This is a genomic window from Sphingomonas phyllosphaerae (assembly GCF_036946485.1).
Classification (GTDB): Bacteria; Pseudomonadota; Alphaproteobacteria; order Sphingomonadales; family Sphingomonadaceae; genus Sphingomonas; species Sphingomonas phyllosphaerae_E.
This window is the reverse complement of record NZ_JAQIJA010000005.1, coordinates 176,024-187,500: the sequence shown is the minus strand read 5'-3', so window position 1 is coordinate 187,500 and position 11,477 is coordinate 176,024. Positions and strand designations below refer to the sequence as shown.

Annotated in this window: 7 protein-coding genes, 1 tRNA gene, 2 rRNA genes and 1 riboswitch (1 of these 11 cut by a window edge); of the genes, 5 read left to right on the top strand and 5 right to left on the bottom strand. The window is 64.3% G+C overall.

The features are described 5' to 3' along the window. From PGN16_RS09410 to PGN16_RS09395, 4 genes are all read left to right on the top strand, one after another. Positions 1 to 1,342: ribosomal RNA gene (locus PGN16_RS09410) — 23S ribosomal RNA — on the top strand; it begins 1,483 nt to the left of the window's first position. Positions 1,343 to 1,470: 128 nt separating this feature from the next. After that, positions 1,471 to 1,585: ribosomal RNA gene (gene rrf / locus PGN16_RS09405) — 5S ribosomal RNA — on the top strand. 51 nt (positions 1,586 to 1,636) lie between these two features. Then, positions 1,637 to 1,713, top strand: a tRNA-Met gene (locus PGN16_RS09400). A 369-nt stretch (positions 1,714 to 2,082) separates the two neighbouring features. Next, positions 2,083 to 2,418: a hypothetical protein gene (locus PGN16_RS09395; protein WP_335309149.1), complete on the top strand. Its 336-nt coding sequence runs from the start codon at positions 2,083 to 2,085 to the stop codon at positions 2,416 to 2,418. A 62-nt stretch (positions 2,419 to 2,480) separates the two neighbouring features. On the opposite strand, the gene PGN16_RS09390 is transcribed toward PGN16_RS09395, so the two are convergent. Next, positions 2,481 to 3,509, bottom strand: a complete 1,029-nt coding sequence (locus tag PGN16_RS09390) for a methionine synthase (RefSeq protein WP_335309148.1) — start codon at positions 3,507 to 3,509, stop codon at positions 2,481 to 2,483. Between the two features lie 30 nt (positions 3,510 to 3,539). Next, entirely contained in the window at positions 3,540 to 4,526 is a 987-nt protein-coding gene (locus PGN16_RS09385) for a DUF1852 domain-containing protein (protein ID WP_335309147.1), read from the bottom strand. Between the two features lie 123 nt (positions 4,527 to 4,649). Continuing rightward, positions 4,650 to 4,870, bottom strand: a riboswitch (cobalamin riboswitch). Positions 4,871 to 5,013: 143 nt separating this feature from the next. Between PGN16_RS09385 and PGN16_RS09380 the strand changes: the two genes are divergently transcribed. Then, positions 5,014 to 6,471: a hypothetical protein gene (locus PGN16_RS09380; protein WP_335309146.1), complete on the top strand. Its 1,458-nt coding sequence runs from the start codon at positions 5,014 to 5,016 to the stop codon at positions 6,469 to 6,471. 13 nt (positions 6,472 to 6,484) lie between these two features. Here the strand turns inward: PGN16_RS09380 and PGN16_RS09375 are convergent, their stop codons facing one another. From PGN16_RS09375 to PGN16_RS09365, 3 genes are all read right to left on the bottom strand, one after another. Continuing rightward, a complete protein-coding gene (locus PGN16_RS09375; RefSeq protein ID WP_335309145.1) occupies positions 6,485 to 6,988 on the bottom strand; it encodes a flagellar basal body-associated FliL family protein in 504 nt (167 codons plus the stop codon). A 103-nt stretch (positions 6,989 to 7,091) separates the two neighbouring features. After that, complete coding sequence (locus tag PGN16_RS09370) at positions 7,092 to 9,950, bottom strand: TonB-dependent receptor domain-containing protein (RefSeq protein WP_335309144.1); 2,859 nt, start codon at positions 9,948 to 9,950, stop codon at positions 7,092 to 7,094. A gap of 385 nt (positions 9,951 to 10,335) precedes the next feature. Beyond that, positions 10,336 to 11,277: a PEPxxWA-CTERM sorting domain-containing protein gene (locus PGN16_RS09365; RefSeq protein WP_335309143.1), complete on the bottom strand. Its 942-nt coding sequence runs from the start codon at positions 11,275 to 11,277 to the stop codon at positions 10,336 to 10,338. Positions 11,278 to 11,477 lie beyond the last annotated feature (200 nt).

The following is an 11,477-nucleotide window of genomic DNA, read 5'->3' as shown; positions in this document are numbered from 1 at the left end:
GGATGGCGTGTGTTGTCAGCTCTTAACGGATTGAGCTGGCTTCGAAGCTGTCCCGGGAAATAGCCCCACCGTATAGACCGTACCCGAAACCGACACAGGTGGTCTGGTAGAGTATACCAAGGCGCTTGAGAGAAGTGTCCTGAAGGAACTCGGCAAATTGCCTCCGTACCTTCGGAAGAAGGAGGCCCCATGTCAGCGCAAGCTCTCATGGGGGGCACAGGCCAGGGGGGTAGCGACTGTTTAGCAAAAACACAGGGCTCTGCTAAGTCGGCTTCAAGACGACGTATAGGGCCTGACGCCTGCCCGGTGCCTGAAGGTTAAGTGGAGGGGTGCAAGCTCTGAAATGAAGCCCAGGTAAACGGCGGCCGTAACTATAACGGTCCTAAGGTAGCGAAATTCCTTGTCGGGTAAGTTCCGACCTGCACGAATGGCGTAACGACTTCCCCACTGTCTCCAGGACATGCTCAGCGAAATTGAATTCTCCGTGAAGATGCGGAGTACCCGCGGTTAGACGGAAAGACCCCGTGCACCTTTACTGCAGCTTCAGAGTGGCAGTGGACAAGAACTGTGTAGCATAGGTGGGAGGCTTTGAAGCATTGGCGCCAGCCGGTGTGGAGCCATAGGTGAAATACCACCCTGTTGTTGTCTACTGTCTAACCTCGTACCGTGAAACCGGTACAGGGACCCTCTGTGGCGGGTAGTTTGACTGGGGCGGTCGCCTCCTAAAGAGTAACGGAGGCGCGCGAAGGTGGGCTCAGGCCGGTTGGAAACCGGCTGTTAGAGTGCAATGGCATAAGCCCGCCTGACTGCGAGACTGACAAGTCGAGCAGAGACGAAAGTCGGTCATAGTGATCCGGTGGTCCCTCGTGGAAGGGCCATCGCTCAACGGATAAAAGGTACGCCGGGGATAACAGGCTGATAACCCCCAAGAGCTCATATCGACGGGGTTGTTTGGCACCTCGATGTCGGCTCATCACATCCTGGGGCTGGAGCAGGTCCCAAGGGTTTGGCTGTTCGCCAATTAAAGTGGTACGTGAGCTGGGTTCAGAACGTCGCGAGACAGTTTGGTCCCTATCTGCCGTGGGCGTCGAAATTTGAGAGGAGTTGACCCTAGTACGAGAGGACCGGGTTGAACGTACCTCTGGTGTACCTGTCGTCGTGCCAACGGCGCAGCAGGGTAGCTATGTACGGACGGGATAACCGCTGAAAGCATCTAAGCGGGAAGCCTCCCTCGAGATAAGATTTCTCAGGACGGTCGAAGACCACGACCTTGATAGATCGGATGTGGAAGCGCGGTAACGCGTGAAGCTAACCGATACTAATCGTCCTATTCGCGCTTGAGAGCACACACCCCCAACAACAGCGTTGGAACGCAGGTGATGACACCTCAACCAGACATGAAAGTGCATCGATTTGAACCAGATCCTCCCGGCCACAAAGCCGGGCAGGACACATGTGCAGGCTCCATTGCCTGGTGGCCATAGCGTCGGTGAACCACCCGATCCCATCCCGAACTCGGACGTGAAACCCCTCTGCGCCAATGGTACTATCGCTCAAGCGATGGAAGAGTAGGTCGCCGCCAGGCATTGCAGCTCGCACACACAAAGAACCCATCCACAAACCCTCAACACCTCGGCGCGGGGTGGAGCAGCCCGGTAGCTCGTCAGGCTCATAACCTGAAGGTCACAGGTTCAAATCCTGTCCCCGCAACCAACACACACCAACAGCCCCGTCTCGGCAGAGACGGGGCTGTTGGCGTTCGGGGGATAGCCGCAGCTCGGTCCCCGCCACCCGCTCCAGCTGTGAAACGGGGGGAGGCTCCACCCTCGACCATCCCCCCCAGCCGCCTCAGCGATAACGACCCATCGTCACCTTCAATACCTGCTTTCGGGGCACAGCGTTCGCGAACAGCGGCGCGCATCAAATGCATCCACTCTGCCCCGGCTGGCGTTCGCGGCATGATCGGGCGCTCCCCACCCCTGGCTAAAGTGCTGCCGGCGCGTCGCCCGGTCGCTGGCTTTCCGTATGAAACATCCGCCCACTTCGCTACAGCCGCGGCCAGGAAGGCAATTGGATCGAGATATGGCGAGACGTTCGAAGCAGGATCCATATGATCATCTCTCGCAGGACGACGAGGCGCCGGCCGCTGCGGTGCCATGCTGGCTTTGCGCCCGGCCGACCGGCAAGACGATCGTCTGGCATCATCCGGTGCCCAAAAGCCGCGGTGGTCGCGATGTCGTGCCGATGCACTCGATCTGTCAGCAGACCCTGATCGCCAATTTCACCAATTCCGAATTGCAGCGACACGGGATGGAGGTCGCGGGGCTGCTGGATCACCCCAACGTGCGCAAGTTTGTGGATTGGGTGGCCAACAAGGATCCGGATTTCACCGCCACGATCGCGAAGAAGCAGCGCTGAATCTGCACAAAGGCACCACACGCGCGCCCGTCAACGAGCGTGTGGCGCGCTCCCGGGCACGATCAGGCCGTCAGTTCCTCCCGGACGATCGCCGCACCCGCGGTCAGTGCGTGCAGCTTGCCGCGCGCGACCCCGCGCGCGAGCGGCGCCATGCCGCAGTTGGTGGCAGGATAGAGCTTGTCGGCATCGACGAAGCGGAGCGCGTTGCGGAGCGTGGCGGCGACCTGCTCCGGCGTTTCGACCGCGTCGGTCGCAACGTCGATCGCGCCGACCATCACCTTCTTGCCGCGGACGAGTTCGATCAGGTCCATCGGCACGCGTGAATTCTGGCATTCCAGCGAGATGATATCGATCGTCGACCTCTGCAGATTGGGGAAGGTCTGCTCATATTGCCGCCACTCGGCGCCCAGCGTCTTCTTCCAGTCGGTATTCGCCTTGATGCCATAGCCATAGCAGATGTGGACGGCGGTTTCCGCCTTCAGTCCCTCGGCGGCGCGCTCCAGCGTGGCGATGCCCCAATCATTGGCCTCGTCGAAGAAGACGTTGAAGGCTGGCTCATCGAACTGGATGATGTCGACGCCCACGGCTTCGAGTTCGCGGGCTTCTTCGTTCAGCAGGCAGGCGAACTCCCACGCCAGCTTTTCCCGGCTGCGGTAGTGGTCGTCGTAGAGCGTGTCGATCATCGTCATCGGCCCGGGCAGCGTCCATTTGATCGGCCGGTCGGTCTGCGCGCGCAGGAAGGCCGCATCCTCGACGAAGACCGGGTTGAGCCGCGACACCGCGCCGACGACGGTCGGGACGCTGGCGTCATAGCGATCGCGGATCCGCACCACCTTGCGCTTTTCGAAATCGACCCCGCCCAGATGTTCGATGAAGGTGGTGACGAAATGCTGGCGGGTCTGCTCGCCGTCCCCGACGATATGGATGCCGGCCTGCCGTTGATCGTCGACCGCCAGCCGCAGCGCGTCCTGCTTGCCCGCGACCAATTCCTCCGCCTCCAGCTTCCAGGGCGACCATAGGGTTTCGGGGGTGGCCAGCCATGCGGGCTTGGGCAGGCTGCCCGCGGTGGTCGTCGGCAACAATGTCGTCATGATGCAATACCTTCGTGTCGTTCGTGCGGATCAAAGGCCGCAGGTGGCGGACCAGCGCGCGAGCGTCGCGCCGTGCGGCTTGATGAGATGTTCTTCGGCGAACCGGCCCTGTTCGATCGCCAGCCGGCTGCGTTCCTCGCGATCGTAGACGATGCGGGTCAGCGAATAGTCCTGATACGCCAGGCTGGGCTGGTAACGTTCCGCAGCGACCGAATTGGCGTTGTAGATTTCCGGCCGGTAGATTTTCTGGAACGTCTCCATCGTGCTGATCGTGCTGGCGAGTTCCAGATTGCTGTAGTCGCCGACCAGATCGCCGATATGATAAAAGGCGAGCGGCGCGACGCTGTGCGGCGGCATGAAGTATCGCGCCGTCATGCCCATCTTCGCGAAATAGCGGTCGGTCGCCGACGCGCCGTCGTTCTTGTATTCGATGCCCAGGATCGGGTGGACGTTCGCGCTGCGGTGATAGACTTCCTTGCTGGAAACGCTCAGGCAGATGACCGGCGGCTTGGCGAAATGCGCGCGATAGGCGTCCGACCTGAGGAAATGCTTGAACAGATTGCCGTGCAGGTCGCCGAAATGCTCGGGCGCGTCGCGGGTGTCGGTGCGCTGGAGATGATCCGGCAGCACGACGCTGAAGTCATAGTCGCGGATGTACGAGGAGAAATTGTTGCCGACGATCCCGTCGCTGCGCTCGCCGCGATGCGTGTCGACGACCGCGGTGTGCAGGATCTCGATCAGCGGAAACGCCTCCGCCCCCGCGTCGGCATCGATCCGCAACGCCGCGGAGATGATCTTCAGTTCCACCGTATAGCGGTCGCCCGTGGGATTGTCCCAATGCATCAGCGAGTTGAAGCGGTGATCGATCATCGCCAGCGTGTTGCGCAGATTCTCGCGCCGGCGTTCGCCGCGCGCCAGATTGGCGAAGTTGGTGGTGATGCGCGTGTTGTCCGCGGGGCGATACTCCTCGTCGAACGGGATGCTGCCGACCGTGAACGTGAAGCCGCTATTCGTCATGACTCACCTGCATGTTGCGGGCAGGGGTCAGGGAAGAGCGCGCAAGGCGTGAACAGGGCCGGCCGACACGCGACCACGGACCATGCGTCAAGCGCGATCCGCCGGAGGAACCCCCGTCCGAGGAACGTTATCGCGTCGGAGGCAGGTCTCCTGGCTCACGGGTCGACGCGGTGGTTCCGGCCTTCCCGGGCTCGGTGCGGAGCCCAGTGACACGAAAAGGAACCGCCGCTCACCGCTTACAGTTGCGGGGGCAGCGCCGGACTTTGCCCCGAAAGGCAGCACCGGCTTCCCGTCTTAGCCCCATCGCCATGCCTGGGATGAGGAACCTCGACGCGCCGGTTTGAACACGATCCGCGCACGTCTGTCAACGGCGATATAAAGACATCCTTATATCGTTAAATGAGGCAGCAAGGTTCGCGGGTCGATTATCCGGTTGAGGCGCGCGAACAATCCGCACATGGGGACGGACAGGGGCGGGGGGATGACGATGAGAAAACGGGCTGTTGGGCTGGTGCTGGCCGGGGTGGCGCTGTCGGCGGCCGATGTGCCGCCAGCGGATTGGGCGGCGTTGACGCGGCAGGATGTGCAGGCGTTCCACGATCACGTTGCGGCCAACCATCCCGGGCCGCTCAACCGGCTCGATCCCGGTTTCACGAAGCGGAACGAGGCGAGCTTCGCGCTGGCGCGGCGACGTGCCGGACAGGTGCGCAGCTACGGCGGCTATATCGGCGTGATGCGGGGCTATGTCGCGAGCTTCAACGACGGGCATCTCGCGCTCGACGTGCATGACGCGCAACCGTTGCCGCTGGCATGGCCGGGGTTCCTGACCGGTTTCGACGAGGCGGGGCGACAGGTGGTGCGGACGCGGGCGGATGACGTCGACCTGCCGCTCGGCGCGCAGCTTGCGAGCTGTGATGGCGTGGCGGCGGAGCCGCTCGCGGCGCGCAACGTCGGCGCGTTCCGGGGAAGGTGGCAGCTGCTCAGCCAGCGTGCGACGAACGGCGGGCGGTTGTTCATCGACGCCGGCAATCCGTTCATCACCCGTCCGACGCGCTGTCGCTTCTCGGTGAAGGGGAAGACGCGGGACGTCGCCTTGGCGTGGCGTCCGCTGTCCGATGCCGCGTTTCAGGACCGGTTCGCGGCCACCGCGCCGCGCGCGCGCCCCGATTTCGCGTCGCGCACGCTGGCTGACGGGACACGCTGGTACACGATGCCCAGCTTCGACGGCGATCCGGCGGGCGACGCTGCCAGGGGGCTGGCCCCGATGATCGCCGCGATGAAGCGGGACCGCGCCGCCGTGCGGGCGGCGCCGCGCATCGTCCTCGATCTGCGCGGCAATGGCGGCGGGTCGTCGGACTGGTCGCAACAGATCGCGGCCGTGTTATGGGGGCAGGCGGCAACCGATGCACAGGAAGCGGAGGCGACCGCGGTGGATTGGCGCGCGTCGCCGGGCAATCTGGCCGCGATGCAGAAATATCGCGCCGACCTGACCTCTTCCGCCGATGTCTCGCCCGAGGCGAAGGCATGGGTGGAGCGGATCGCGACCGGGCTCGCCGGCGCGATCGCCAGGCGGCAACCTTTGTGGCGCGAGCCGGACACGGCGCCGCCCGCGCGCGCATCCACCGCCATCGCGCCGGATACGCCACTGGCGGCAAAGGTGTACGTCCTGACCGATTGGGCCTGCGCATCGGCGTGCCTCGATGCGGTCGATCTGTGGACGGCGCTCGGCGCGGTGCAGGTGGGGCAGGAAACGAGCGCGGACTCGCTCTACATGGACGTGCGGTCGATCCCGTTGCCGAGCGGCTTTGCGGACGCGGTGGTGCCGATGAAAGTCTATCGCGGGCGCAAACGCGGATCGAACGTGCCCGCGACGCCGCGCCATGCGTATCGCGGCGACATGCGCGACACCGCGGCGCTGGAGCGCTGGATCGCCACGCTGTCGTGACGCGGGACGCGGCTTACTGCGTGTCCCCGCCGCCGACGACGAAGCTGGTGAAGTAAGCGCCGTCGACGGTGCCGCGATAGCCGTCGCTTTGAAGCTGGCGGTTCACCGCGGCGACGATCCGGGCGAGCATCTGTGCCTTGCCGGCGTCGCTCATCGCGGTGTCCTGCGGCAAGTCGGCAAGCGCCATCAGGATCGCCGAGCGCAGCGCCGGATCGTCGTTCTTCAGCGCGTCCCTTGTCGCGGCGTCATGCGTCGACAGCGAGACGCCCGCGTCGATCACCGCATCGGTATCCTTGATGTTGAGGACGATGTCCGGGTCGAAGGTGTAGTAAAGCGGCTGCGCTTGCCGCACCTGATCGGCGGGCACGGTCGGCGCACCCGCCTCGGCGCGATGCGCATCGCGTTCCAGCGCGGTCGCCACCCCGTCGCGCTGCATCCAGATGCCGAGCGCGATGCCGGCGGCAGCGAGGATCAGCGCCGCCGCGAACGCCACGATGAGTTTCTTGTTGCGCGCCACACCCGTTCCCGCATCCAACTGTCGGAACGGGATAGCCGGCAAGCCTTGCGATTGCGCTAACCGGTTGATCGGACGGGCGTACCCGTCCGATCGCTGGTCGGTATCAGAATCCGTAGCTGACCCGTGCATAGCCGAAGCGGCCGGGCACGTCGTAGGTGGTCGGATCGTAATTGTTCAGGCTGCACGAGAAGCAGGCCGGCGGATCGGTGTCGAAGACGTTGTTGATGCCCAGCGTCAACGCGACGCGCTCTCCGACCCAGCTCGGCCGGAACGTCAATTGCACGTCGCCGTAGAAGCGCTGGTCGAGCCGGTTGCCGCCCTGGCTTTCGATGACATTGTCGATGTAGCGCCCGGTGAACGCCGCCGCGACCGGGCCGATGTCCCAGTCGAGCGTCGCCTGTCCCTTGAAATGCGGATACGCCTGATCGGGGCTGCCGCGCTCGGTGCCGAGGTACGAGGTGGTCGTGGTGCCGTTGGTGGCGGGCACGGTTTCCTCGTATTTCAGCAGGTAATTGCCGCTGACCGACAGGCCGAAGGTGCCCGCGCCGGTCTGGCGCGTGCGCAGCGTCAGCGTGGCGTCGATCCCGCGCGTGCGGATCCCGCCGGTGTTGAGCAGCACGCCGTTGATCGCGGTGATCACGCCGCTGGGTGCGCGGATCACGGACGCACACGACAGGGGGTCGCCGGTCTGCGCGCAGCGGTTGAGCAACGTGTCGGCCGGGATCGAGGCGATCGCCCCATCGACCTTGATGTCGTAATAATTGACCTCGAGGCTCAGTGCGCTGGCGAAGCCGGTGCGCGCCCAGGCAGGGCTGTAGACGCCGCCGAACAGCCACGTCGTCGCGGTTTCGGGGGCGAGCGCCGCATTGCCGCCGGTCAGGATCGGCAGCTGGCCGGTCGGCTCGGCGTAGCTTCCGCTGGCGGGCACGCCATTCGCGGTGCAGTTGGTGCGGACGGTCGCGGACGTCTGGTACGGCGAACCCGCGATGTTGCTGCACGGATCGGCCAGCGGCTGGTCGAAGCGCGATTGCGCACCGAACAATTCGCCGATCGACGCGGCGCGGTAGCTTTCCGCATATTGGCCGCGCAGCAGCAGGTCGTTGATCGGCTTCCACAGCGCGCCACCCGAATAGGTCGTGTTGCCGCCATAGGTCGAGAAGTCGGAGTGGCGCACCGCGCCGTTGAGTTCGACCAGCCGGAGGAACGGCACATCGCGGATCAGCGGGACGCGCAGCTCGCCATAGACTTCGTCGACGTTGAACGAACCGCGCGCCGCCTGTGCGGGAATGTCGGCGCCCAGCCCGGCCTGGATGATCGGATCGGGGGTGAAGCTGCCTTGCTGGTAACGATGCTCGTAACCCGCGGCGATCCCGACCGGGCCGCCGGGCAGGTCGAACAGCTCGCCCGAAAGGTTGAAGGTGAAGTCGTTCAGCCGCTGCTGGCTGCGCGACCGCTCATCGAAGCCGACGAAGGCGAGCATCTCGGGGGTGATCGATCCCTCGCCGCCGAAGATGTTGAACGGCACGCAGGCGCCGGTGCACTGGCTGACCGGCCCCAGCGCCTGCGCCAGGTTCGCGCCGTTGACGTTGCCGGTGAACAGCTGATGCGCGTCGTTGGTCGCCGCGATCGCATTGGCGTCATAATACCAGTTCTTGCCGAACAGCTGGAACTTGCCGTCGATCGTGCCGGTGACCGAGAAGGTGTCGACCGTCTGGCTATAGGTGCGCTGCCCCGCCTCGACGAGCCGGCGATAGATCGCATTGTAATTCTGCCCCGGCACCAGCGACACGCCGAACGGATTGTACGGGTTGGTCGCGTCGATCGTGATCGTGTCGAGCAGATTGCCGTTGCCGATGTCCGGCCCCAGCCCGAGCGGGAGGAAGGCGGCGCGGTTCTGCGACTGGCGATGGTTCCAGACCGCCTTCACGCGGACGTTGAACCACTCGCTGAATTCGGCCCGGGCGTTGGCAAAGCCGCCGTAGCGCTCGTTCGGGGTGAGGAAGTAATTATAGGGGGCGAAATTGAAGCGGTCCGCCGCGGTGAAGTTCTTGAAATCGCCGGTCGCCAGCGTCGGATCATAAACCGGTCGTCGCCCGGTCACCGGCGCGCGCAGCGTGATGTTCTGGCCGTTGACCACGAAGCGTCCCGACGGCGTGAAGCTGGAGCAGCCGCCGATGTCATCGGTGCAGCTCGTCTGCCCGGGGTTGGGGAATTGCGAGATCGAACGGTCGGCGGCGCTGACCGGGTCCTGCTTGGTATAGAAGCCGCCGACGTCCAGGTGGATGCGATCGCTGCCGCCGCCCCAGCTCAACTGATAGTTCTGCGTGCCGCCGTCGTTCTCGCCCAGATACTGGCCGTATTGCGCCTGCGCGCGAAAGCCTTTCTGGCCCGACTTGGTGATGATGTTGACCACCCCGCCGATCGCGTCGGAGCCGTAGAGCGCCGAGGCACCCGATTGCAGCACCTCGATCCGCTGGATCATGACGTCGGGGATCGAGTTCAGATCGACCGTGCCGGGAATGCCGCTGGCGCTGGCGCCGTTGACGTAGCGCAGGCCGTCGACCAGCACGAGCGTGCGCTTGGCCCCCAGATAGCGCAGGTCGATCGCCGCCGACCCTGCGCCGACGCCGCCGCCGTCGGGCGGATTGCCGAGGTTGCCCGAATTGTTGAACTTCGAATTGAGGCCGCCCGACGACGCCGGAATGCGCTGCAGCACGTCGGCGATCGAGGACAGGCCGGTCTTGGCGATCGCGGCATCGTCGATCGTGACGACCGGGGAGGGATTGTCGAGCGGGTCGCGCCGGATGCGCGATCCGGTGACGACGATGTCACCCGTTTCGGACGCGGCGGCCGTTTCGGTCGGGGTCTGTTCGGGTGCTGCTTGCGCATAGGCACCAGCGGGAAGGGTGGTCGCGACGACGAGCGCGATGAAGCTGGTACGGTGCGCAAGGAAGTTCCGCATATATTCCCCTTTTGAAGCGCTTATGGCGCGCCTGAGCGGGGAAGTGGCCAGCGATCGCGAAAACATGCAAGATTGTTGAAGCCAGCTAAGGCTTTGACGGCATTTTCTTTTCTTAATTGTGGTTAATATGACACAATTAAATGGTGAGCGTTGCTGCCCTAAACGCGGCGGCAAACAGCCGAAAGACGCTAATGCCGCCGCATCAATAGCTTACCGCGCGCGGGCGCGGACGCGAACCGGTCGGCACGTGCGGCAAACGTTGGCGACCGCAGCAAGCGTGAACAGCGAACCAATGGCATAGCCGGCGATGACGATCATGGGGGAAACTCCGATCGCAGGGACGATGCGATCGGAGTAACGCGAGACGGTTAATTTTCCGGCTACTTTACCACGAAAGCTGCGGTGCCGCCCGCCGCCGCCGCAACGCGCCGCCGACCAGGCCGAAGCCGAGGATCATCATCGCCCATGTCGCGGGTTCGGGCACCGCCCCGGCGCCGCCGCCGGCCGTATAGGGGTTCGACAGCAAGGTTCCCGATCCCGACAGCATCGTCACCCCGGTCGGCAGGGCGAAGTTGAAGTAGGACGTATTGCCGTAATCGGCCTTGGACCCGTCGAGATAGCCGACGCAGCCGCCCAGCGTGGAACAGACCTTCTCGCTGGAGGATGCCGCAAGATTGACGAAGGCGTTGAGCGTGTAGACGTCGCCATCGAAGATCGTGAAGTCCTTGGTCACTTCGATCCGCTGCGGCCCCTTGGTGTAGAAGAGGCTGCCGGAACTTGCCGATTGCTGGCGAAGTGCGGCGAGGCTGATGTTGAAGCCGGTGCCGCGCCCGCTGGTACGGGTCATGCTGAGCCCGGCGCCCTGGACATTGGCGACGGAGCGTCCCTCCACGAAGCTGTTTTCCCCTTCCAGCACCCAGGTGACCGAGGCGAGGATGCTCGACACGCCGGTCGGCAGCGAGAATTGTACGGTATCGACCATCTGGGCATAGGCGCTGCCCCCACCGCCGCCGATCTGCTGAATGCTGGCGTGAAGCGCGCCCTTCGCGATGTCGGCGATCGCCGAGCCGATGATCTGCACGTCCTTCGGAGAGGTCTGGTTCAGCCCGGCGCCGGCGGCGGTCGGGCCGCTGTCGTCGCTTTGCCGCTGCCAGTAATAGAAGGAGCCCTTGTTCTCACCAAGTTGCTTGGAATAGCCCTTCACCTGTGCGCGCGCCACCGAACAGCCGCCACTGGCACAGCCAGGGATCTGGCCGCTGGCGGGCGCGGCGATCGTGCAGAGAGCGAGCAGGACGGCGCCTGTCCCGGTGAACGACTTGATCGGCATGGATGGTCCCCTGGTTGATCGAAACGATGCTGGCAGGATCGAACAGCGGACGAGTCCGGCCACCCTTTCCCGTCTCCGCCAATGCCTTGTCGCAGCGGCGATGATCGCCGTCGTCCCGATCGCCGCCAGCAACATCCCGTTCGCCGACAGGAAGGAACTGCTGTTTACACCTGGCGTCACTTTGTTACGTAACCGGTGGA